The organism is Desulfitobacterium sp., assembly GCF_982384815.1.
The window spans coordinates 25,677-47,535 of sequence record NZ_CEVWNY010000011.1; the positions used below are offsets into that span (position 1 = coordinate 25,677).

A 21,859-nucleotide genomic window follows, 5' to 3' on the forward strand; every position below is an offset into this window, starting at 1 on the left:
TGCAAATCAAGCAGATTTTGCACTCTGTTTTTTACCTATTATTTCTAAAACTGTTCCATGCTTTCCTCCAGCTTCACTGCCAAACTTGCCAAGACCTGACTGGCTTCGGCGATCTGATCCATGGCTGCAGTCTGTTCCTGCACAGAAGCCGAAACCTCTTCCGTGCCTGCAGCACTTTCTTCGGCAATAGCCGAGAGGCTTTGGATCATATTCATGATGCCGTTATTCTTGTTAGCGATTTCCCCGGTAGAATCGCTGATAATCTCAATATAGCTCTCAATCCTATCGATAGCCTCGGCGATCCCGGTGAATTTGGTCTCAGTGTCGGTGACGCTTGCCGATTGGATTCTAACAACGCTGTCCATTTCTCCCATCTTGCTCACAGCTTCCCGGGTCTTTAGGGTCAATGCATTGGTTATCTTCTCTATCTCGGTGGTAAAAAGATTCGATTCTTCGGCCAACTTACGGATTTCATCGGCAACCACGGCAAAGCCGCGGCCTTGCTCACCCGCTCGGGCTGCTTCGATAGCAGCATTCAAGGCCAAAAGATTGGTTTGATTGGCTATATCTTTGATCTTCAGGCTAGCCTCGACAATATTCTTAGCACTTTCATTGGTCTCGATAATGGTCTCTTGGACTTCACGGACGGTTTTGCCGTTTTGGTGAGTTTTTTCAATCAGGTCTGCCAAGATCATGGTTCCTTCATTCTTAAGGTCATTGACTTGGTTAGCGGCTGTACGAAGCTCCTTAACTTGATTCAGGTTTTCCTGGACCGATTGTCCCAGGATTGTCATCTCTTCAACGCCTTTTTGAATCTCGGTAGCCTGTTCCGTAGCCCCATGGGCGATTCCTTCCATAGTCCGCGCTATCTCCATGGAAGCATGAGAGGATTCCTGGCTAATATTCTTTAGGAATACGGAAGATTCGGCTAGCTTCTCAGCAGATAGGGCCAGCCCTTCTATCAAGGTACGGATATTATTGATTACCCCTTGGAAGGCCCGGGAAAGTCCGCCAACCTCATCTTTGCGATTCATAACCTCATCCGGAATATTCTTGGAAATATCAAGATGCTCCACGATTTCAATCAGCTTTAAAATAGGCCGTGAAATTCGTGCCGAACTATTAACCCAAATCGAAATCAATAGCAATATATTAAAAGCCATCAATATAGTTTGGATTATTTTTAGATTTCTGACCTTTTCCGTGGCAAATGCTTCGGCGGCCGCTACAGCTGTGTTTGTGGTGGTGAAATAGGACTCGCTTTCAGCAACAAGAGCTGCGAAATCCCCACTTTGGCGTGCCGAAGCAATGGTGGCTTTCAGGGATTGCCACTCGCTTTTGACCTTATTCATCTCCCCGATAAAATTAGGGTCCGTTACTTTGGGTAAGCCCCGGTCGGCATCCCCTGCAATCAAGCCCTCAATAATGCCATCCAGGTTATGAATGATCTCATCGTGGGGCTGTTTTGCCATTTCCAGCTTGATTAGTCTTTGGGTCGCTCCCCTTACAACACCTGTGGTATTAATTATGGCAGAGTCCTGCTGAATTTTGTCCAATTGATAAAACGTAACTACCGTACTAGTAAGGGTAAAAGCAAAAAGAATCACAACAATCATTCGTAATGTGGATCGTATCGTCATCTTGGCACCCCTGTCTCTTAGAATGGTAAAGAAAACCAGACTTTTGTCCATATCATATCAGAAATCTCAGACTTTCGGTACTTATTTTTTAAAAAGCTTTCTACTTTAATTTAATCGACTAAGCCAATACTTTTTCAACCCCCCTCGTTGCATCCTGAGCTCTTCACATCCCTCCTACACCGGTAAGTAAGTAATGATATATCCCCCGGCAATCAGACTCAAGAAATTGGCAGTCATGACATAAGCAAAGGTTCGCAAGCGGCTGTGTTCCCGCAAAAAGGCCATTAAGACAATGAGTTCTACGATAAAGACTTGAACTTCGCCGATGATCAAGTTAAGTATCATATAGCCCGCCAATGGGGAAAGCTCGTTAAGCCAGATATTTAAGGCTCCTTGAGTTAACAGGTTAATCACGAAAAAAGCGTACCAAGATCTTTTTTCCCGATAACCAAAGAGCCAAAAGATTAAAGCTTCAATCGCCAAAGTCAAGGTAACTCTTAAGGACACCAAGATAGCTGACCGCGACCAGGATTTCCCCGGCTCAAGGGTTTGCCGATCGAGGTCTAGGGTGAAGATATTATTATAGGTCTTGACGGGCTTTTCCAAAGGAATCTGAACGGAATTTTCTGAAGTGGTGACTTCAAAAGTGTAATCCTCGGCTCCTTTTAAATCACGATAGTAAAAGGCATAATATCTTTCAAAGGTATGGTCAATAACCGTTGCTTTGCCGTTTGAGTCGGTAAGCAGCTTAATTTCCAGGTCCTCCGGTGGATCGGGCACGATGATGACGATGGAGGGCGGTTCGCCTGCATTAGCAAAGCAGGGAGCAGCGGAGAAAACCGCCATCAATATCGCTGCCAAGGTAGCCAGGATCCACTTATTTTTCATCCTAAAAACCCTCCTTCTTTTTCCGGACTTTCTGCTCCATCCCTTATCCGGTTCAAATATTACCTAACGCAAAAATGGTTCCATTTATTAGTGGTGACGCTATGGGAGACGAAAGTCGGATTAGCCAAGCGCATAAATTCTTGTTATTATAATAATGAGCACGCCCCCCTGATCAACCGTAATTTCCCACCTTAAATTATATATGAAACACCCTTATCTGAATACGGAAGGATGCCTTTATGTCAATAAATAATGGAGCCAAAGAAAACCTTTTTCGTAAATATGAAGCTATTTTGCGTTGCCCCCTTTGCCAAAACTCCATGAAGCTTGCAGACAGGAAGAGTCTAGTCTGCGCAGAACGGCATTGTTTTGACCTGGCGAAGCAGGGTTATGTTAATTTGCTAACCCACGGCATTAAGACCAAATATGATAAGCAATTGTTCGCTGCCAGGAAGGCCCTTGCCCAAAGTGGTTTTTTTGCACCACTTAACGAGCAAATCGGCGAAATAATCACTACATATATAAATAACCCTCACCGCACACTCCGGATTCTTGATGCCGGGTGCGGCGAGGGATCACATCTAGCGAACATTCAGCAAAAAGTCAAAGATACGCTAAAAGATCAATATGATGGGGCCTCCGATGAGACAGGCGCAGACCATCTTAAGGTAAATGATGACCGCGGTCAACTAAGGGTTGATAGTGGTGAAAGGATAATGGATGAACTGGCTCCGGCCGAAGCCGGGGTTAATATAGTCGGGGTAGGCATGGATATCGCCAAGGAAGGAATCATTTTAGCGGCGCGGGATTACGACGATATTTTTTGGTGTGTGGGGGATCTTGCCAAATGTCCCTTTGCCGACGAGAGCTTTGCGGTGATCCTGAACATTTTATCCCCCGCCAATTATGCAGAATTCACGAGAGTCCTGGCCGATGATGGGCTAATCATTAAGGTTATTCCGGAAAAAGATTATCTTAAGGAACTGCGGACTCTCTTCTATGAAGAAACAGAACGCGAGGATTATTCCAACGCCAGCACCTTAGAACTTTTCGCCAATCAGCTGGAACTTCTCAAGGTAGTACCTGTACAATATCAAGTCACTTTAAACCAGCCTCTCATTGAGCAGCTGGTTCGCATGACCCCCCTGACCTGGGGAGCCAAGCAGGAGCAAGTCGCCAAAGCCCTTCGGCTGGATAACCTAAAAATCACAGTCGACTTAGCAATAATGATCGGCCGGAAAACTGCAATTGGTTAGATCGAATAGTTCATACAGAAAGGATGAGTTATTTGTCAAAGCTATACGCCCTTTACACAACCAAGGCAACCGATGAGCTCTTCTTAGGGCAAGCCTATTTAACGGCTAAGGACCTGGAGGCTATCGAGCAAAGCTTTCTCGGTAAGCTGAATACTGAATATCTTATAACACTGACAGACGGCGACGCGGTTAATATCCAGAGGATCGATTCTATTGAAGAGATATCTGCCGAGGAGGACTAAAGCTACTTCACCCAGTGGATCTGTACGTTATCGTCACTGACAATCTCCAGATCGGAGGGCACTCGAATCAATATGCCTTTTGCGCCCGTAGTCATCATGCCCCCATAGTCATTCCCTACCCCCTTCTTAAATTGAATCACCGTAAAAGTATCACCGAACTCCTTAAGAACTATTTGCTGTTTAGGAGGAGCTTCGATCTTTAAGACCTCCTTTTCCAAGGTTATCCGCGGGGGAGCTACTAATTTTGTATAATCAATCGACCTGGCAGAAGTAGACCCGGCATAGTGAGGAGCCACATAGGTGCTGACTTCAATGAGGCCATCGGCACGCTCTTTTCGCTCTAAAAAGATTTGCCCATATTCCGATATCCCATCTTTTTTTATCTTTAACTGAGGGCCCTCGGCTGGAAAGGTCTGACTGCTATTCTTATAAAATCCCTCTTGCTCTTCAAAGCGTCCATCCATTGCAATCTGTCTTTCCCACCCGGGGCCCGACCAATTACCAGGAGCCTCTGCCAGCAGTTCCTTACCGGCGCCACTGCCTGACTCCAATAGCCCGCTTTGATCCAATAACATGGCAAGCGGTACCAGTAGAATCAGCATTGCAAGGTAAATTTTGGCCATAAAAAAGTTATTTTTCCATTTAAAAACTCTATTAAGACTTTTGGGAAAAGGTTTTTTTAAAAGGACACTAAACACGACCCCTATTAAGATAAAAAACGGAAGTATTATTAGGAGTGAAAGTATTGTTTTACTCATCTCTTAACCTCCATTCGTTTGGATACCAGGATACTTAACCCAAAGAAAACGGCGGCGGTAAAGACTACTTTTAAGAAAAAGACTCCTAAAGAACTCTCCCCCGTGTAAAAGGTCATGAACTTACCGAAGCTGAAGCCGAAAATAAAGAAAAATCCAAAGGCAAAGGCGAAAAAAGCCACTGAAAGTACAATTCCTAAAGCTTGGTTATAGTTGCTAACCATCTGAATCAGATAAATAACAGCTGCCAGTAGGAGTAGATAAAGACTTGCTCCCACCATCCCCAAAAGCAACTCCGAGGGCACTATCTGTAACCCCTTATACAGAAACTCGGATTCTTTAAGCCTTAAAGCGATGACGATGCGTTGAGGTATACTCATGAGAGTACCGGTTATTCCGGCAAATAAAGCATAAGTTATGATCAGCATTATATTGGCGGCATTGCCGGCGGTCCGGTCGGTTACAACCGAGTAATCCATACTTCGATAAGAACGGGAGCCCAGGGAGGCCGTCACCACAGCCATCCATATAAAAGAGAACACCAGGAATACATCCCCTGAGTAAGTGTTGATAGAGATGCTAAGGTAGTCACTGCCCGAGGACATACCACTCCTTTGGCCCATTGAGAACAGCGCACTTACCAGCTGGATAAAAATTAGGGAGTATAAGAGTCCGGAATGCCCTTTAAGCTTATAGAGGTATTGTTTAAGCACAATCTCTTTAAAGCTAATGGGTGAAAAATTAGCCGCGTTTGTAGACATCATCGATCCCTCCCTTTGTTTTAGCTGTGAGGTAATTACAGAGATCATCCATAGGCACCGGGATAATTTCCACGTTATGAGTCTTAATTTTTTCATACCCAACGGTCAGCCGTTCAGACTTGACCACCAGGTACCAACTCCCTTTGGCAAACTCCTCACGATAAAGGATTGCATCCTCACCGAGAGCGGGGAGAAGTTGCTCCCCTAGGATTTGAGCACTGCCACGCAAGCCAATGGCGTACTCCTTCATATCCAAGGTAGACATCTGGACCTTTTTTGTCCCTTGATCAAGGAGTAAAATATCCTCCAGGATATCCTCAAGTTCTCCCAACAAGTGACTGGATAAAACTATGGTTCGCGGATGCTCCAGATAATCCTTAAGCAAGGCCCGGTAAAAATCCTTACGCACTGCCGAATCCATCCCCGTAGTAGGTTCATCCATAAGAGTAAGAGGACAGCGGGCGGAGATTCCGATGATGGCATTAAAGATGCTTTTAGTTCCCTTGGATAGACTACTATGCCGCTGCTCAGGATTAAGACGAAAATAATCAAATAAACCCTTGGCTATCTGCTTATCCCAATTAGGGTAAAAGACTGCCACTTCTTCCAAGATATCCGCCAAAGTAAAGGCATCCGGGAAAGCCATGGTATCATCCACGAAAATCAAGTTTCCGGCCACGGTCAAGTTATCGAAGGGATTTTGGGAAAACACTTTAAGCTCCCCTTGAGTCGGCTTTAGGTATCCGGCAATCATTTTCAGTAAGGTGGTCTTTCCGGCACCGTTTCTTCCAATCAAACCGGTGATGGTGTTTCTTTCGATTGCAAAGGATAAATCGTGGATAGCCTCGATTTTGCCAAAAGTCTTATTTAGGTCATAAGCTTCAATGACACTCATTTTTCTTCCTCCTCTTCCCCACCTGCTTCGTAGTAAATACCTTCCCCGCCAGGTTCAAGACCTGCACTTCTTCCCACGTGCTCACTGTAGTCTACCTCCGGATAGGCTTCTTCAATCATCCGAAAAAGTTCCTTTTTCCCCATCCCTAAACGTTGTGCCTCCTCTACCAGATCCTTTATCATCTGCCCAAGGATCTGGTTCTTGCGCTTTGTCAATATATACTCTCTAGCATGGGGGGATATAAACATTCCCAGTCCCCGTTTTTTATAGACGATCCCTTCATCGGCCAGAAGATTAAGCCCCTTTGCCGCGGTGGCAGGATTGATCGTCAACATCTCTGCCAGCTGATACTGGGAGTAAATACGTTCATCCTCAATAAGCTTTCCGCTTAATATCTCTGCCTCGAGCCACTCCGCAATTTGAACATAGATCGGTTTGATACTATCCGGGTTAAAAATCATAGCCTTCACCTCCGAAGCACCAGTAACATAGTGCATTGGTCATGTAATGTACTATGGTTATAATATATAGGATAACCATTTATCTGTAAAGAGGGAAGCAGGATAAATTTCATATTGGCAAAAGCATTGACAAGCACTACCCGCTAATGAATACTTGTTAAGAATTTTTGCCGGATACCTGCCATCTGGATACTTAAGGAATAAAGGATTTAATCACAAGTCTGTCGAATTATGATTAGGTAATAGGACTGGAAGGTGACGAAGTGAAAAAAAAATCCATAGCCCTTATAATCGGAATAACTGTACTTATGACAGGCTGCGGCGGAAGTAAAGATGTGGACTCCCCGGTGGGAACTAATCCACCCGCTCATACTTCCTCCGGTTTAAGTCAGGAAGAAGCCCTTCGGGTCCTATCCCAAGAGCTTTTAGCTAAGACCGAGTACACTGTTGCTTTTCTTCGGGAAGCTAGGGTTGGGGAGCATACCATTTATGCTTTTCAGCATATGGTCAATGGCGGAAAACCGGTCATTGATTTTGTCCATAGTAAGACGGGCAAAGTTTACTATGATAGTGTAGAGTTGCTTTTCGATATCTTCAATTTGACTGAAAATAAGGAACCCTATAAAACCGAAAGCTATATAAACAAAGATATCTATTACATCGAGATGAAGTCCGTTAATGATCCGGAAGTTATGACTTGGGGAACCTATATCGTTAACGACAATACCTATCCTGATCTCGACCAAGCCAAGAAGGCCGTTATAAAAGCCTATGCCGAAAATCATCCCACCCTAAGCATACTGGGCAAGCCTGTGGCTGAAGTGGAGAAAATAACGAAAGTTCAATCAAAAGAGGTGCCTGTGGAAGATTCTGAAGGTGTGAAAGGCATGATGGCTACCGAGATCGCTTTGGAAAATGTCATAATTCTTTTTAACAAGCAAGATATTGCTTCCGAGATTTTCCTCGAAGGTCAGCAGGAGATTCTGGGCGTAAAAATCGGCGACCCCTTCAATGAGATCAGCGAAAAACTGGGAATGCCCGATAGTTTTGGCCAAGATCCCGATTTTGAAAACGTCTTTACCATGATCTATAGCTTTGATGGTTTCCAAATCGAATTCTACGGTGAAAGTAAAGATGCCAACACCTTAAGTGCTATGATCAAGAAAATTTAATATTGGGGACTGTAGTATGCTTCCCTAAAGATTCGACATATTCTGCCTTGAAAAAGGGGCTGTTGCAAAACTTATGGCCATGTAGTTTCGCGCGTGAAAAAGGGGCTGTTTTGCGACAGCCCCTTTATTATTGTTATAAAGCTTTAATCTCTTGGCGATAATTACCAGCCTCCTGATCTCTAAAAAACCGGCCTTCTCCCCGTATTAATAAACGAAGGCATTTTTAAAGCAGAAAAGGAGGCAGTCTGTTGAGACAGTTAAAATTTCGCGTCTGGAATAAAGTTTCCAAGAAAATGCATATCCCTCAAGCTATCAGCTTTGATATTCAAACTTGTGACCCCTTTGCCGTAAGTGTTCCCGGGAAGTCCTGGGACCCTGTCGGGAAGTATGAACTACTGCAATGGACAGGGTTAGCGGATGCTGATGGAAGGGATGTATATGAATCCGACATGGTGCTCATCTCCTCTGAGGTTTACAAGGTTCATTGGAATGAGAACCAATCCGCCTTCGAGCTTGATGGACTGGGGAGTACCGAAAAAAAAGAGATTAGCGCTATTGCTTCGGGAAAAGTTATTGGCAATATCTATCAAAGAGAAAATATCATATGAAAGAGGATTGGTTTTTCTTTTTCTCATTCTCAAGCTTAGTTCTCTCCACAAATCTTCCTAGGAAAAAGGCAATAATACCGACCCCGATACCTGTCTGTACACAAAAAAGCAAACTCTCTATTTCACCCGGTAATTCTCCACCAATCCAGGTTTCCATAACGGGGGTAAACCAAGGCACATACTGGGTACCTATAACTTCTGAGACTACTTCGCTTCCTGCATCATCGGAGCCGCCGAATTCCGCGCCTTTTAGCGCGAATATCGGCACAACGGCAATCAGTGCAGCAATAATCAATAAAATGATAACTTTATTTCTCGTCTTGGTCATTATTTTGCACCTCCACTTAAAAAGCCGAGTTTTTTCAATTCCGGTTTAGCATAGGTTTCAAGACCCATAATGATCACAACGGTTAGAATACCTTCGATTATTGCCAGCGGCAACTGGGTCGGTGCGAATACGGCCAGGAACTTGACCAAGGATACTGCAAAACCGCCGGTCTCAGATGGATAAGCCATTGCAAGCTGAAAACCGGTGATACAATAAGTGAATAAGTCACCGATTGAAGCTGCCAGAAAAATACCGACATGCCGATTAACTTTCAGCATCCGGCATAACTTGTAGATACTAAAAGCAACAAACGGACCGGCGACACCCATGGAAAAAGTGTTGGCACCAAGAGTTGTTAACCCGCCATGAGCGAGCAGGATAGCCTGGAAAATCAAAACAATCATACTGAGGACGCTGACTGCCAGCGGTCCAAAGAGAATTGCACCGAGTCCGGTTCCTGTCATATGTGAGCAGCTTCCTGTTACCGAAGGAATCTTTAAAGATGAGATTACGAAAACAAAGGCACCTGCCATAGCCAGAATAGTAATGGATTTACGATCTGCGGCAAGGGTTTTTTTAATGGCTAGGTAGCCTAACACCAAAAAGGGAATGCTGATAGCCCCCCACGCTATACTATGTCCGACCGGTAGATAACCTTCCATAATGTGCATTGCACTTGCTGCCGGAACTATTCCGAAAAGCAACGACACCGCTATTACCCAAACAAAAATCCCTTTCTCTCTCTTGTTCACTTTTCTTCCTCCTTAAGCCCTTTTCTTATGGACAGCGGCCTGCTGTCCCTCGCAACCGAATATACTTACCTATTACAGGTTCTCAAGCATTTCCTTCAGGGCCTGAACGCTTACGGGATAGGCTTTGGTATCTTCAAGGAGATGTTTCTCCACAAGCAAATCATAGATCTCCAGTAAAGTTGGTCGTTTAAGGTTTGCCTGGTTTAAAACTTCGGCCTTTTGAAAGATTTCCAAGGGGGTACTATCGGCGATAATTTTCCCCTGACAGAAGACCATAACTCTTTCAGCCCATCGGTATACGAAATCCACATCATGGGTGGAAATAAGCAGTGTCTTTCCCTCTGAACTCAGTTTGTGCAAAACCTCTTCCAGCATCTGTGTATTTAAGGGATCGAGTCCTGCCGTGGGTTCATCAAAAATAATAATCTCCGATTTCATAGCGATGATATCGGCGATGCAGACACGCTTCTTTTCGCCGCCGCTTAGATAGTGGGGGGGACGATCCTTATACTCAAGGATGTTCATATAGGTCAGGGCTTCCTCCACACGCCTTAAGACTTCCTCTTTGGGAAGCTTTAAATTCATCGGGCCAAATCCCACTTCCGCCATAACTGTGGAAGCAATGATCTGATTGTCGGCATCTTGAAAGACGATACCGATTTTTTTACGCAATTCTTTGATGTTCTTTTTATTAATGACCGTACCACGGTAGCTGATTTCTCCCTGGTCGGGAGTAAGGACTCCATTCGCATTCAGGAAAAACGTGGATTTGCCGGCACCATTAGAACCAACGACAGCGATTTTTTCTCCTTCATAGATATCCGCATTGATTCTGCTCAAAGCGGGCGTCCCGTTTCCGTAAGCATAGTGCAGATCCCTGATCTTTAATATTGGTTCTCCCATAATCTTTCCTTTCTAGCATGTAAAGTACCAGAGTAGAATCAGTAAAATTATAAATACTGCCGCCGCAATAATCTGTATGGTTGTGACTTTTCGGGCCTCCTCCAAAAATAGCAGCTCTCCCTCATAGCATCTGGCTTCCATGGCGTTATAGTAAGCATTAGCTTTTTTAACCGAAACAACCAGCAGATTGCCGGCAATCTTGCCAAATGTAAACCACGAAGTCCTAAGATCACGGAAGCCCAGACGGGAGTCTGCGGAATTCCTCATTTTGATAACGACATCCAAGAGAATGAATATGTATCGATAGATAATATTCATCAGTTCGACAATAAGCTTTGGCATATGGGCCCTTCGCATTACACTAATAATCTCGGAAGAAGGAGTCGATAAAGTCATCATTTCCATGGCACTAATCGCCGCCAAGACCTTCATGATCAAAAAGAGCATGGTCTTAAGCCTCGCTTGGGAAGTAAATACATAGCCAAAACCAAGATTCAAATTATACTGTCCCATGGGTTGTGTTGAAAAATCCACGCCAATGGCGACAGTCCCCAACAGAATAAAGGAAATTGGAATCATTAGTATGGACAAATAGGCACGGAGGGAAAGTCCACCTTTGATGATGGACAAATAGGCCATTGCCAGGATAACCACAGCGGAGACGTAAGGATTATTCAAGACAATACATAGTACTAGGGTCGATATGGAGAGAGAGACTTTAAATGCAGCATTCCAATGTCTGATTCCGGAGGCATGAGCATAAAAGTCGATGGAAGATCCTTCACCATGCTTATGTCTGATTGTACTCATTCGTTTTTCCTTCCATACTTATCTACCCAGTCTAATAATTCCTTCACACTATTCACGGTCAACCCGGCGAGCACTCGGTTTTTTTTGACAAGGATGACTTTTAGCCCAAGTTCTAAGGCGGCAGATATTTTCGTATCTGTTCCACCGGCATTACCACTATCCCGAGTTAAGAGAATATCTGTCCCATACGACCTGAATAATACCCGGTTCAGATCTTTGGAGAATGGACCTTGCAGGGCCACAATATTCTTAGGGTGAATGCCCATATCCTGACACTTCTGCACAATCCGCCCTTCCGGAAGAACGCGCACAACGAAACGAGCAAAACCGGCAAAGGAACTGTTCACAATACTTTCGAGTTGATGACTGCCTGTCGTCACAAAAACCGTTGCCGGTCGACCTTCCTCTTGATATACTTCCGCGACGGATTGTTCCAAACGCCGCAAAGCTTCCTCCCAATTATGTACCGGTGAAATCAAGGAACTGATCGGAATCTTGGTCTCAGGTCTTTCCAGCCGGAGATAGGGAATCCCACGTTGTTCGCACCACCGGCTTAACGAAGTAAATTTAACACCACAGGAAGGATGACTGGCATCAAGAACGGCAGAAGGGATTGAACCGACTTCCTTTTCCGACCATGATGACATTTGTTTAAACTTAATTCCCCTCTTATGAAGATCTTCACCAGCTTCACGCGCTGCGGCAGTTTCTCCCAATAGAATAAACATAGTGCTTTTGCCTCCAAATAAAAAAACCCTTCACCAACGGAAGAGTTTAGGGTCATAATGAGCATCTAAAACAAAGTTAAAGATACAAACATTCACCTCCCTAACATCCCGTAGGCAGTTATAATGTTTGGTATAAGCAGGTCTCCTGGCTCAAGATCTTCATCAACTTACGTCTTCCCAGGTAATCCCCAGTGACACTTTGTAAGTCGACTCCCTCTTACAGTGGCGGGCACCGCGTCAGCTTTTACTGACTTCCCTTTTAAATTTTTCCCTCAGGAAAAAACACTCATTCCCAAAATATTCAATTATCTTATATATTAGCATAACCTTAGCAGCCCTGTCTAGTACCTAACACATTGGCAGTTGACCGGGGATCCCAATCCCCATTATCCACTGCATTATCCTTCCTGCCGAAGAAACGCGGATTGATACATAATTATGCACATTTTTCTTCTATGCTTGTTGCCCGATGAGCTCCTCATGTCTGACAGCCGGCTCCTGAGCTCTAATATCCGGTAGGGTTAAGGCAAGCAGAATCCCCACTATCGGGAGAAGGCAGATAAGATTCATTGTAAAAGGCAATCCGAAGTGATCAGCGATAACTCCAAGCAAAGTAACCCCAATGGATCCCATGCCGACGCCAAAGCCAAGCAGTAAACCAGAAGCCAGGCCGATGTTATTCGGCAAAAGTCTCTGCCCAAAAACCACCGTAGTGGAAAAAGTTGAAATTAATCCTGCACCGAGAATAAAAGCGAAAACAGGAATTAACGGACCGTTTAACTTTAGAAATGGTAAAATTGTCATTAAGGAGATTAACATGGAAACCAACATCCCACTGCGACCGCCAAAACGATCGGCAAAAGGTCCGCCTAAAATCGTGCCGAATGCTCCGGCAATTAAAAATACGCTCACTAGATATTGAGGTTCTGCAATCCCTTTAAAGGCAGGAAAATAAAAGGGAATGAAGTAAATTAGTCCGGATTGGATCCAGGAACGAACTGTTACGTAAAGCATTAATAATGTTAAGCTGCCCACCCGATTGCTACCGGAGTGCGTTCGCACCTTTTTCTTAGCCTGATTGGACAAACTTTCCCCTAAGATCCGCTTAAACCTCGGCATTACAAATAAAAAAAGCAAAGATGCTAAGAGGCCCGGTATTGCTACCCAGTGAATCGACTGCAGACCGCCAAAGCTTAGTACAAGTGTGGCCAGCATCGGACCTAAACCAAAGCCAAGATTTCCTCCAACAGAAAAAATCGCCATCGAAGACCCGGCCTTCCTGTCTTCGCTGATAAAGTGAGCCAATTTAGACCCCTCGGGATGGTATCCCGCAACACCGATACCGCTTAGGAGCACTGCAAATAGCAGGAGTTCATAAGAATTAACGAATCCTGTCAGGGCCAAACCTAAACCGGAGAGTATAAGTCCTAAAGGCATTAACCAAGGCATACTATAGCGATCGCTGAAAACCCCAAAAATGGGTTGGATAATCGCGGAACTAAAAGTAAACGCCAATACGAGGGTACCAACTTGAAAATAGCTTAGTCCAAAATTTAGGGCTAATAAGGGAGCCAAGATTGGAAGCACCCCTTGACCCAAATCAACAACCAGATGACCCAAGCTTAAAATCCATAATAACGGGTTCATTGTTTTAGCCACCTACTCTCTTCTCCAAAAATTTTTTACTTGATAAACATAGTAGCATATTTATAAATTCTAATCGAGAAATTTTAAGAATTTTTGCGGTCACTTTTGACCCCCTTAAGATTTGACCTACTCTACCTTAGAAAAAGCCACTGGTTACCCCAGTGGCTTTTTGTCTTCTCTCCGTATTAGTATATAATATGGTACTTGTTCAATGGTAGGATTTATTTTTTGTAACCGCGTCCACCTGTCGAACTCCCACGGTGATCCCCTTTGCCTTGTCTGCCACGATAATTACCACCGGGCCCGCCCTCTCTGCGATAACCACCACGCCTATCTCCACGATATCCTTTATGATCAGACCGACCTTGATTGCTTTTTACTCTCAAGGGAGCTACTCCAGTTAACTCGATTTCTGTTTCATTAGGTTCCTTGGTCATTATTTTTAAAGCTGCCGACAATAAAGTTACTGAATCCGATTCTTCCAATAAATCTTCGGCGATTCCCTTATAATTCTGGATGTCTCCCTCTGCTACGACACGTAGTAACCTTTCAACCGTGATCCGTTGCTGGCCCTCAATGGCTTCAATCATGGTCGGGATATTTTTGCGCGTTATTTTGCGTTTCGTCAGTTGCTCGATAAGCCTTAAATGACCTATTTCCCGTGGCGTCACAAAGGTTACAGCCAAGCCTGTTTTTCCTGCTCTTCCTGTACGTCCGATCCGATGCACATAACTTTCTTGGTCTTGAGGAATATCGAAGTTATAAACATGGGTCACCCCACTTATGTCTAACCCCCTCGCCGCAACATCCGTGGCGACTAAGACCTCGATAGTTCCCTCTTTAAACTTTCTCATCACGCTATCCCGTTTACTCTGGGTCAAGTCGCCATGAATACCTTCTGCGGAATACCCCCGTTTATTCAAGGCTTCCGCTAACTCATCCACTCGGCTTTTGGTCCGGCCAAACACAATGGCTAAGTCAGGGGATTGAATATCGAGCAAGCGGCAAAGAACATCAAATTTCATCTTTTCCGTGACTTCAATGTAGTTTTGTTCGATATTAGCAACCGTAACCTCCTTAGCCTTGATACTGACGAGCTCCGGGTCCTTCATAAATTTCTGGGCTAGATTTTGAATTTGCTTAGGCATGGTAGCTGAAAATAGCAAGGTCTGTCTTTCGTCCGGGATCTCTTGGAGTATGGTTTCAATATCTTCAACAAAGCCCATGTTTAACATCTCATCCGCTTCATCTAAAATAACCATTTCAATATTTTGGAGGCGAATAGTGCGTCTACGCATATGATCCATGAGACGTCCCGGTGTAGCCACAATGATATGGGGTCTCTTTTTTAGAGCCCTAATCTGCCGATCAATCTCTTGTCCACCGTAAATCGGCAACGTACGAACACTTTTAAATTGGCCGATTTTATTGAGTTCCTCCGCCACCTGTACCGCTAATTCTCGAGTCGGGGCGAGCACGATTCCTTGGATATCCTCAGATGTCTGAGTAATTTTTTCGATCAAAGGAATCCCATAAGCCGCTGTTTTCCCTGTACCCGTTTGAGCCTGCCCGATCACATCCTTACCGGCTAAGGTCAGAGGTATTGTTTGGGCTTGGATCGGTGTGGCTTCTTCAAAGCCCATATTCATGACAGATTTAAGTAATGATTCGGATAAACCTAGTTCTTTAAAAGTTGGCATTACATGACTCTCCCTTATATTGTTGATACTAAAAGTAGTTTCCCAATCGTATAATAATCTAATCCAAATACTTGAGTATAAACTATTATGCCACGAAGAGCGGTTGGGAGATACCTCTTTAATGGAATAAATTAACGTGTTAGAACTTTGTTTATTGAAGAAACTAAATTTATATTAACATCAAAGGAGAATAATTATGGCAACCGTAGGTAAAAAAAATAACTTAAAGTTTGTACCAAAAGGAAACGCCCCAAAGCCGGGGATAATAACGCCAAAAACTAATGAAATAGCTCAAAAAACGGACACCTTATCAGACCATAGTAATAGCTAATCTTATAAAGGACAGCCTAGGCTGTCCTTCAATATTAGTATTTATCAATTATCACTCCGAATGAAGAAGCCTTTATATGAGGGTTCTCTATTAGTGAATTTAGCTCTTCCTTTGTCCCCTGAACGACTACTCCCAGTAGAGGAACTTTGGCCGGGTCTGTATATCCCTTGGCCTCAAACCTATCATATACTTTTTGATATTGGGGATAGGTTTTTAGATCGAACAAAAATTCATTATAGTCAAAGCTAGAAAGTACGACTGATATAGTAGGAAATCGTAATACCTGATATAACCCCCAGGGTAGCTACAATAACACTTATGCCCCAGTTTAACTTTCCTTGAAATACAAGAAACCCACAGTAGGCCATCAAGGTTTGCCCTGGTGTCGGAAAAGCTATAAGTTCAAGCATTAAGGCAACAAATAATACTATATATTCGTAATTATTTAACAGATCAGTTAAGAAGTTCATTATAAGCCTCCAGAAAAGCCAATTTAACCGACCTCCCTTTTTTAGGTAGTTGTATTCTAGTCCTTCCTATTTCCAAACAGTTCTTTAAACCGCTTGGCCGCATATTTTCCAGTGTCATATAGCCATTTCCATACGGTGTCAAAGGCTTGCTTTTTCCATAAATAAATCTTGATCATCAATAAAAGCATAAGTAACACGAATCCTACAAGGACAAATATCACTGAAACAGGATTCTCTTCATACATAGCAGCGGCAAATAGTTGTACTGCTGCCGCATATCGTGCAAGGTAATTATTTAACGGTGATGGAAGTTCCACAATCGTATTGGTTTTAACATCACCAATTTTAGCGATTATATAATGGTAATAGCTATTCTTAGTCAAAAGCTCTGCCCCTGCACCACCCGTTATCAGGTAACGTACACCATCCTTTGTATAATCAAAATAGCTGTGAATATGGGATAAGTACACCGTATCTACATGATAGGTACTCATGAGGTTTTCGAATTTTGCCGCTTCCTGTGGATCCTGGAAACCATGTTTCATATCCTTGTTTTCATTGTAATTATTTAACTTTTGCTCAGCCCAGTTATCACCACTTTTTACTTCGTTAACATAGTTTGGGATTTCATTGGGGGTTACACTGCTTCTTGGGTCATGGGGCGGAATATGGGTAATAACATAAATACGTTTACCCTGCGCCTTTTTCAAATCCTTTTCAAGCCATATGTACTGTTCGTTAGAAACAGCCTGTTTTTCAGACCATCCGGGTGATGAATCCACAAAAGCGAAATGGCTATCGGCAAAATCAAAAGAATAATATGCCGGACCATACAACATTGTATAGGTGCTGCGCCCACTGTCGCGAATATCGTGATTGCCGAGGGTGGTACAAAAGGTTGTGGAGATTTTGGAAACGATTTGGTCAAACAATCTATATTGGTTCGGTTTTCCGCTAAAAACAAAGTCACCATTACCAATGACAAATACCGGATTTTCTCCGTTGACCCGCTCTATAATCTGCTCAAAAGTATCATATCCATCCCGATTATCGCCAAGGATGATATATTTATATTTTCCTGTTTTGTCTTCACTAGAGGGCAGCATCGGTTTAATCTTTATAGTTCTCTCAGCACTTACTGAAAGATTTAGCCCTAAGGTATTAACCGACTTTTTCGTCATAGGTTGGTTATAAACACTACTGATGCTTTTGGCATAAAAATCAGGGTTGATATTTTCAAGCATTATCGAAATATCAGTATCTTTGTTAGCCTTTACTCCGATAGTCGGTAGGGGTGATAACGCTCTTACCATAAGGCTCTCTTCACCATTTTTCCCCTTCTGAATACCTTTGATAAAACCGCCGTAAACGGTTACCTGTGCATTTTTCATCTGATAAGTCGAAGAGGAGTCGTCGGGGTTAAATTGGAGTGGAATACTTAGAAAATCGTTACTGATTTTATAACTACCTATTGTATTTTTGATAAATACGCCGATACCTATAGCAAGACATAAGCAAATAATAACTATTGTAAAATTTAATACCCTTTTAATTTCTATACCTCCTATTCGAATTAAAAAACAATTTATCATAATCTGTAAACCTTCGTAGTTCTCTTTATAATTCTTATTATACTATATTTATCACTGAACTAATCCGCCCTAAGACCCCCGCCTCTATAGGCGGCGGGTGCCAAAGGGCGGTTAAGTCCAGTATGGACTATTTAACTTGTCTACTACTAGTGCACACAGTGGCCCCATTATCAGTACCTCCTAAATATTGAAATTCAGTACAGCCCATCTTGGTAAAACTACCGTCCCTTATAATCTTTTGCATTTAACTCTCACTTTATAAGACGACGAGGTTTTAAATAAGTTTAGGAAAAAAATCTATATTGTTCTCGAACTCGCTAATCACAAAACAATTGATACATTATGATAAAAGGCATACCCCGCAAGATGAGGTATGCCTTGATATAAATTATTTTCGATATTAGATTCATGTTAAATGGTAATAAGGTCTGTCACTACACCTAAAAATCCGCGTGGGCACTTGGTTTTTGGTATACTAAGATGCCACTCTCATCCCAAATTGGCAGCCGGTTCCAAGCTATCCGCCTCTTTGGCTTGTACTTGTTCCATTACTCGTTGATAAATAAGATCAAGACTTGGCTTCTCCAGCGAAATATCCCGGATATTGATTCCTTCATTCAAAAAGACCCGCAGAGCAGCTACCTTTTGCTCCTCGGCGCAATAGTAGATAATTTTATTTTCTTCAATGAGCAATTTCCGGATACCTTGTAATGCCAGCCTAACTTTTAGGTTTGGCGGTGTATTTGACAAGCTGATTTCCAGTTTCACCGGCAGACCCAGCTGAGCCTGCAACTCCGCTAAAGTACCTTGGGCTACAAGTTTTCCTTGATTCATTATCCCGATTCGTTGGGCGATTTCTTCTACGTCATTAAGGTTATGTGAGGAAAACAAAATCGTGGTCCCCTCCTGATTCCACTTTCTGATCATTTGCTTCAATTCTAGAATTCCGATCGGATCTAAGCCGGTGGTTGGCTCATCCAGGACCAGTAGGCTGGGGTTATGAATTACGGCTTGGGCCAACCCCAGTCTTTGCTGCATTCCCTTCGAAAAAGTGCCGACCCGGCGATGTTTAGCCTCACTCAGACCTATTTGTTCGAGAACATCGGTACATTTTTCCCGCGTAACACCCTTTAGTTTGGCATAAAAAGTAATGGTCTCCCAGGCTGTCAGATTATCATAAAAGTTCATTTTCTCCGGCAAGTAACCGACCTTCTGCTTTATTTCCCGATTCTTATCGTTATAGGTTAAACCTTCTATCTCTATCCTTCCGGAGGTAGGCTTTACCAGGCCAAGAATCGTTTTAATCAAGGTCGATTTTCCCGCTCCATTATGTCCCAATAAAGCGTAAATTTCTCCTTCCTTAATTTCCAAGTCCACATCCTTAAGCGCCTGAAACTTGCCGTAATTTTTCCGAGCTTGCCTGACTTCCAGAATGGTTTTCTTCTCCATCGCTTGGCCTCCTAGTAATCCTGTTTGCGACTGAATAATACTATCGCTATTAGCAGTGGTAAGGCTACCCAAATCATAAGCATAGCCAACAGCAATATTTCACCGGAGCCCTGGGTAATCGTTCTCGTCAAGGCAGCCAAGGTCGGCCCAAAGGTTTCTTCTCCACCCAGCTGCAGGATAATCAACACCCGCACAATATCGGCGGGATTAGCCAATAACAGCCCCAGTAACAAGGGAATTATCATGGCGCCCATAGGCAGCGTTGCTACCCCAATGGCTAAAAAATCATAAACCAAAATCAGAAGGAACCAGATAAAAATCCCCAATCCGAGGGCTTGAGCTCTTCGTGTAACAATTACGGAGATCAGTAAGGCAATACTAAGGAAAACCAGCGCCAACGCAATAGAAAGTGCAACAAAATACATATAATCAGTAATGTTAATTGCCCCGGTTTTCCAGGCTATGACTACCCCCGCGCCGCCAAAACCTGCCAAAATCGAAGCCATCAGGGCTAAGGCCAGGCCGCAGAACTTGCCGATGATTACTTCCTTTTTGCGAACGGGCTGAGTCAAAAGGACGTGGAGGGAACCGGCCTCCTTTTCCCCGGCGATAGTTGCCGAACCCATAACTAAGGCGATTAAGGGCAGCAAATAAAGAACCAGGTTCAATAGACTGGCCGTAACCCGATTAAAGCCTTGTTGTCCGCCGACGCCCAGACCTGACATGCCAAAAAGGGACACTAGTAGTGCTAGCAGGGCAAAGACAATAGTGAAGGTTCCCAGCCACTTACTACGAATTGACTCCAATAGCTCCTTTTCCGCTATTGCTACCAGGTTCGTGATCTTCATTTGCCTCCCTCCCCTGGAACAGACTTCCCTGGGCTTAATTCCTCAGGAGCAAACTTATCTATATCGAACTCCACATCCAAACCGATGGTTAATTTCTCACTAAGTACCTGTTCCCAATTCATCTGCTTACCCCCCACTTCCCCGGCAAATTCCCGGGCGGTGTTTTCCTCGGCAAAGGCTACAATGCCAAAACTCATGGGGGTATCGATTTGCCCTTGGACAAAATAAGCCTCTTTGGCCGCAATCCACTCCATCGTCCGGAAATCCTTAACATAAGCAGCGAGGATTTTCTCACTTGTCTCGGAGCCCAACCTCCGCAAATAAATTGCTAAACAGCCGGTATCATCAAAGCTCACCGCCGCCCCAGCCGTATCGATGATTTGGCCGCCAAAATGCTCATCGATGATACTCATCCGGCAAACAGGACAAATATCTAAGGTCGGATCAATGCTTCGGGGGGCCGTATCCACTACCTCCGTAGCGCAACCCGTCATGAAAAAAAATAACATTATTAGTACTAATACCTTTTTATTCATCTCTTTCCCCTTTCCCTAAGCACCCAAGGAGGTTCCGTCCCTGCTATTTGAAGCCACGGTGACGGATTAATAATGTTCGCCCAATTATTAGCAAAGCGGTTAACAGCATAGCCAGAGAATAAATACCAAAGACCCTACTGGAGGCCTGATTATTTTGGAATTGATATTGAGTAGTTTCCACTATTACCGGTTCGACCAAAGGGTATAAATCTTTCGCTTTCGGTATTGCGATCACCGGAAACATATTTTCGGCAAACACCAAAGCCTTGGCCGCAGGACTGTTTAAAAAAAGGCGCACTGCCGGGGCCTTATTCATCAGGTAGGTAAAAGGATCACCGGTAAGATAGGGAACATCGCCGATCCCATCGTTGTCAAGGTCAAACCCTTGATAATCATTCCAGTAATTTCCCCTGCCTTCGTAATAAAAGACATTCCCTTCGCCGATACGCCCCGCTCTAAAGGCAATCTGCTCTAAATTATCCAGGAAATTGTTCGCCGCAAATTGGTTGAAGCCTGAGCTTGAAACCAAATCTATGCCAATGTCGTTCGCTGCAACAACATTATGGCGAAAAATGTTATGATAAGAAACGTCAAACATAGCCCCTCTGGTATTATCGAATATGATATTTTCTTCCGCCAGGCAGTCATTACAGGTAGCAAACAACACCCCAAAGGAGCGATGGCCACGGTTATGCGCAAAGACATTCTTCCGAAAGGTGATTCTTTTGGAGTACATTGGCGCCGCCCCTGCCACATTATTGGTACAGATATTACCTTCGAAATAATTATCATCTGAATACATATAGTGAATAGCATAGCGAACCCCATCAATTTGGTTGCTTAGCAGACGGTTCGCGTGGGCATAGTTAAAATAAATTCCGTCTCTGGTGTCGCGAATCCGGTTGTTCTCGATTAAATTATTGGATGCGGCAAAAAGATGGATCCCATCACCGCCTTCTCCCTCAAATTTAATATCATATCCTTCATTTTCATTGAGTTCTTCCTTGGCCTCTCTGGCCAATCTTTCTTTTTTATCCTCGTTCTTGTTCTTAGCCGGCCTGCCGATGATTTCATTATAGCGGATCAG

The 21,859-nt window shown here is 43.7% G+C and carries 24 protein-coding genes, 1 pseudogene and 1 riboswitch; of the genes and pseudogenes, 5 read left to right on the forward strand and 20 right to left on the reverse strand.

The features are described from left to right. Nucleotides 1–44: 44 nt before the first annotated feature. Nucleotides 45–1,640, reverse strand: coding sequence for a methyl-accepting chemotaxis protein (locus AC1U9U_RS03540; protein WP_479959170.1), 1,596 nt, complete (start codon nt 1,638–1,640; stop codon nt 45–47). A gap of 174 nt (nt 1,641–1,814) precedes the next feature. Next, nucleotides 1,815–2,528 (reverse strand): hypothetical protein, encoded by a 714-nt coding sequence (locus tag AC1U9U_RS03545; protein ID WP_479959171.1) that lies wholly within the window; start codon nt 2,526–2,528, stop codon nt 1,815–1,817. Nucleotides 2,529–2,767: 239 nt separating this feature from the next. On the opposite strand from AC1U9U_RS03545, the gene AC1U9U_RS03550 reads away from it, so the two are divergent. Together AC1U9U_RS03550 and AC1U9U_RS03555 are read left to right on the forward strand one after the other, a co-directional pair. Further along, nucleotides 2,768–3,784, forward strand: a complete 1,017-nt coding sequence (locus tag AC1U9U_RS03550; protein WP_479959172.1) for a putative RNA methyltransferase — start codon at nt 2,768–2,770, stop codon at nt 3,782–3,784. 23 nt (nt 3,785–3,807) lie between these two features. Further along, on the forward strand, nt 3,808–4,026 hold the full coding sequence (locus AC1U9U_RS03555; RefSeq protein ID WP_479959173.1) for a hypothetical protein: 219 nt from the start codon (nt 3,808–3,810) through the stop codon (nt 4,024–4,026). A 2-nt stretch (nt 4,027–4,028) separates the two neighbouring features. Here AC1U9U_RS03555 and AC1U9U_RS03560 read toward each other — a convergent pair whose 3' ends face one another. The 4 genes and pseudogenes from AC1U9U_RS03560 to AC1U9U_RS03575 form a co-directional block, all read right to left on the reverse strand. Beyond that, nucleotides 4,029–4,649, reverse strand: coding sequence for a hypothetical protein (locus tag AC1U9U_RS03560; RefSeq protein ID WP_479959174.1), 621 nt, complete (start codon nt 4,647–4,649; stop codon nt 4,029–4,031). 131 nt (nt 4,650–4,780) lie between these two features. Next, nucleotides 4,781–5,542, reverse strand: a complete 762-nt coding sequence (locus AC1U9U_RS03565; RefSeq protein ID WP_479959175.1) for a hypothetical protein — start codon at nt 5,540–5,542, stop codon at nt 4,781–4,783. Next, nucleotides 5,523–6,437, reverse strand: coding sequence for an ATP-binding cassette domain-containing protein (locus tag AC1U9U_RS03570; protein ID WP_479959176.1), 915 nt, complete (start codon nt 6,435–6,437; stop codon nt 5,523–5,525). The genes AC1U9U_RS03565 and AC1U9U_RS03570 overlap by 20 nt, the downstream gene beginning before the upstream one ends. Before the next feature lie 89 nt (nt 6,438–6,526). Continuing rightward, nucleotides 6,527–6,898: pseudogene (locus AC1U9U_RS03575) on the reverse strand (GntR family transcriptional regulator); the annotation flags it as partial. Between the two features lie 263 nt (nt 6,899–7,161). Here AC1U9U_RS03575 and AC1U9U_RS03580 point away from each other — a divergent pair. Both AC1U9U_RS03580 and AC1U9U_RS03585 read left to right on the forward strand, forming a co-directional pair. Next, entirely contained in the window at nt 7,162–8,070 is a 909-nt protein-coding gene (locus AC1U9U_RS03580) for a hypothetical protein (protein WP_479959177.1), read from the forward strand. A 248-nt stretch (nt 8,071–8,318) separates the two neighbouring features. After that, a complete protein-coding gene (locus tag AC1U9U_RS03585) occupies nt 8,319–8,678 on the forward strand; it encodes a YopX family protein (RefSeq protein ID WP_479959178.1) in 360 nt (119 codons plus the stop codon). Here the strand turns inward: AC1U9U_RS03585 and AC1U9U_RS03590 are convergent. The 7 genes from AC1U9U_RS03590 to cshA form a co-directional block, all read right to left on the reverse strand. Further along, complete coding sequence (locus tag AC1U9U_RS03590) at nt 8,671–9,006, reverse strand: energy-coupling factor ABC transporter substrate-binding protein (RefSeq protein WP_479959179.1); 336 nt, start codon at nt 9,004–9,006, stop codon at nt 8,671–8,673. The two genes, AC1U9U_RS03585 and AC1U9U_RS03590, sit on opposite strands and share 8 nt — an antisense overlap. Further along, nucleotides 9,006–9,758: an energy-coupling factor ABC transporter permease gene (locus AC1U9U_RS03595; RefSeq protein ID WP_479959180.1), complete on the reverse strand. Its 753-nt coding sequence runs from the start codon at nt 9,756–9,758 to the stop codon at nt 9,006–9,008. Before AC1U9U_RS03595 ends, AC1U9U_RS03590 begins: the two co-directional genes overlap by 1 nt. Before the next feature lie 72 nt (nt 9,759–9,830). Further along, on the reverse strand, nt 9,831–10,661 hold the full coding sequence (locus AC1U9U_RS03600; protein WP_479959181.1) for an energy-coupling factor ABC transporter ATP-binding protein: 831 nt from the start codon (nt 10,659–10,661) through the stop codon (nt 9,831–9,833). Between the two features lie 12 nt (nt 10,662–10,673). Beyond that, on the reverse strand, nt 10,674–11,471 hold the full coding sequence (gene cbiQ, locus AC1U9U_RS03605; RefSeq protein ID WP_479959182.1) for a cobalt ECF transporter T component CbiQ: 798 nt from the start codon (nt 11,469–11,471) through the stop codon (nt 10,674–10,676). Beyond that, on the reverse strand, nt 11,468–12,199 hold the full coding sequence (locus AC1U9U_RS03610) for a precorrin-6A/cobalt-precorrin-6A reductase (RefSeq protein WP_479959183.1): 732 nt from the start codon (nt 12,197–12,199) through the stop codon (nt 11,468–11,470). The genes cbiQ and AC1U9U_RS03610 overlap by 4 nt, the downstream gene beginning before the upstream one ends. Before the next feature lie 118 nt (nt 12,200–12,317). Beyond that, nucleotides 12,318–12,504, reverse strand: a riboswitch (cobalamin riboswitch). A 148-nt stretch (nt 12,505–12,652) separates the two neighbouring features. Further along, entirely contained in the window at nt 12,653–13,858 is a 1,206-nt protein-coding gene (locus AC1U9U_RS03615; RefSeq protein ID WP_479959184.1) for an MFS transporter, read from the reverse strand. A 209-nt stretch (nt 13,859–14,067) separates the two neighbouring features. Beyond that, the gene (cshA, locus tag AC1U9U_RS03620; protein WP_479959185.1) at nt 14,068–15,546 is read right to left on the reverse strand and encodes a degradosome RNA helicase CshA; all 1,479 of its coding nucleotides are present in this window, start codon (nt 15,544–15,546) and stop codon (nt 14,068–14,070) included. A gap of 196 nt (nt 15,547–15,742) precedes the next feature. Here cshA and AC1U9U_RS03625 point away from each other — a divergent pair, with 196 nt between their 5' ends. Beyond that, nucleotides 15,743–15,877 carry a hypothetical protein gene (locus AC1U9U_RS03625; protein ID WP_479959186.1) on the forward strand — a complete coding sequence of 45 codons (135 nt, stop codon included), beginning with the start codon at nt 15,743–15,745 and terminating at the stop codon, nt 15,875–15,877. Between the two features lie 34 nt (nt 15,878–15,911). Here the strand turns inward: AC1U9U_RS03625 and AC1U9U_RS03630 are convergent, their stop codons facing one another. From AC1U9U_RS03630 to AC1U9U_RS03660, 7 genes are all read right to left on the reverse strand, one after another. Continuing rightward, complete coding sequence (locus tag AC1U9U_RS03630) at nt 15,912–16,103, reverse strand: anti sigma factor C-terminal domain-containing protein (RefSeq protein WP_479959187.1); 192 nt, start codon at nt 16,101–16,103, stop codon at nt 15,912–15,914. 19 nt (nt 16,104–16,122) lie between these two features. Continuing rightward, nucleotides 16,123–16,347, reverse strand: coding sequence for a DedA family protein (locus AC1U9U_RS03635; protein ID WP_479959188.1), 225 nt, complete (start codon nt 16,345–16,347; stop codon nt 16,123–16,125). A gap of 56 nt (nt 16,348–16,403) precedes the next feature. Continuing rightward, nucleotides 16,404–17,738, reverse strand: a complete 1,335-nt coding sequence (locus AC1U9U_RS03640) for a metallophosphoesterase family protein (RefSeq protein ID WP_479959189.1) — start codon at nt 17,736–17,738, stop codon at nt 16,404–16,406. Nucleotides 17,739–18,428: 690 nt separating this feature from the next. Then, a complete protein-coding gene (gene ccmA / locus AC1U9U_RS03645) occupies nt 18,429–19,388 on the reverse strand; it encodes a heme ABC exporter ATP-binding protein CcmA (protein WP_479959190.1) in 960 nt (319 codons plus the stop codon). 11 nt (nt 19,389–19,399) lie between these two features. Continuing rightward, complete coding sequence (locus tag AC1U9U_RS03650) at nt 19,400–20,236, reverse strand: ABC transporter permease (protein ID WP_479959191.1); 837 nt, start codon at nt 20,234–20,236, stop codon at nt 19,400–19,402. After that, nucleotides 20,233–20,772, reverse strand: coding sequence for a nitrous oxide reductase accessory protein NosL (locus AC1U9U_RS03655; RefSeq protein WP_479959192.1), 540 nt, complete (start codon nt 20,770–20,772; stop codon nt 20,233–20,235). Before AC1U9U_RS03655 ends, AC1U9U_RS03650 begins: the two co-directional genes overlap by 4 nt. Before the next feature lie 43 nt (nt 20,773–20,815). Then, nucleotides 20,816–21,859: NosD domain-containing protein (locus AC1U9U_RS03660; protein ID WP_479959193.1), on the reverse strand; the 1,044-nt coding region annotated here is incomplete at its 5' end.

Bases quoted from the DNA above. Each gene is read 5' to 3' on its own strand.
- AC1U9U_RS03640 (WP_479959189.1), bottom strand. From the start codon at position 17,738: ATGAAAAATGCACAGGTAACCGTTTACGGCGGTTTTATCAAAGGTATT.
- AC1U9U_RS03555 (WP_479959173.1), top strand. From the start codon at position 3,808: ATGAGTTATTTGTCAAAGCTATACGCCCTTTACACAACCAAGGCAACC.
- AC1U9U_RS03610 (WP_479959183.1), bottom strand. From the start codon at position 12,199: ATGTTTATTCTATTGGGAGAAACTGCCGCAGCGCGTGAAGCTGGTGAA.
- ccmA (WP_479959190.1), bottom strand. From the start codon at position 19,388: ATGGAGAAGAAAACCATTCTGGAAGTCAGGCAAGCTCGGAAAAATTAC.
- AC1U9U_RS03545 (WP_479959171.1), bottom strand. From the start codon at position 2,528: ATGAAAAATAAGTGGATCCTGGCTACCTTGGCAGCGATATTGATGGCG.
- AC1U9U_RS03635 (WP_479959188.1), bottom strand. From the start codon at position 16,347: ATGAACTTCTTAACTGATCTGTTAAATAATTACGAATATATAGTATTA.
- AC1U9U_RS03550 (WP_479959172.1), top strand. From the start codon at position 2,768: ATGTCAATAAATAATGGAGCCAAAGAAAACCTTTTTCGTAAATATGAA.
- AC1U9U_RS03650 (WP_479959191.1), bottom strand. From the start codon at position 20,236: ATGAAGATCACGAACCTGGTAGCAATAGCGGAAAAGGAGCTATTGGAG.
- AC1U9U_RS03565 (WP_479959175.1), bottom strand. From the start codon at position 5,542: ATGTCTACAAACGCGGCTAATTTTTCACCCATTAGCTTTAAAGAGATT.
- AC1U9U_RS03560 (WP_479959174.1), bottom strand. From the start codon at position 4,649: ATGGCCAAAATTTACCTTGCAATGCTGATTCTACTGGTACCGCTTGCC.
- AC1U9U_RS03570 (WP_479959176.1), bottom strand. From the start codon at position 6,437: ATGAGTGTCATTGAAGCTTATGACCTAAATAAGACTTTTGGCAAAATC.
- cshA (WP_479959185.1), bottom strand. From the start codon at position 15,546: ATGCCAACTTTTAAAGAACTAGGTTTATCCGAATCATTACTTAAATCT.
- AC1U9U_RS03600 (WP_479959181.1), bottom strand. From the start codon at position 10,661: ATGGGAGAACCAATATTAAAGATCAGGGATCTGCACTATGCTTACGGA.
- AC1U9U_RS03625 (WP_479959186.1), top strand. From the start codon at position 15,743: ATGGCAACCGTAGGTAAAAAAAATAACTTAAAGTTTGTACCAAAAGGA.
- cbiQ (WP_479959182.1), bottom strand. From the start codon at position 11,471: ATGAGTACAATCAGACATAAGCATGGTGAAGGATCTTCCATCGACTTT.
- AC1U9U_RS03590 (WP_479959179.1), bottom strand. From the start codon at position 9,006: ATGACCAAGACGAGAAATAAAGTTATCATTTTATTGATTATTGCTGCA.
- AC1U9U_RS03540 (WP_479959170.1), bottom strand. From the start codon at position 1,640: ATGACGATACGATCCACATTACGAATGATTGTTGTGATTCTTTTTGCT.
- AC1U9U_RS03655 (WP_479959192.1), bottom strand. From the start codon at position 20,772: ATGAATAAAAAGGTATTAGTACTAATAATGTTATTTTTTTTCATGACG.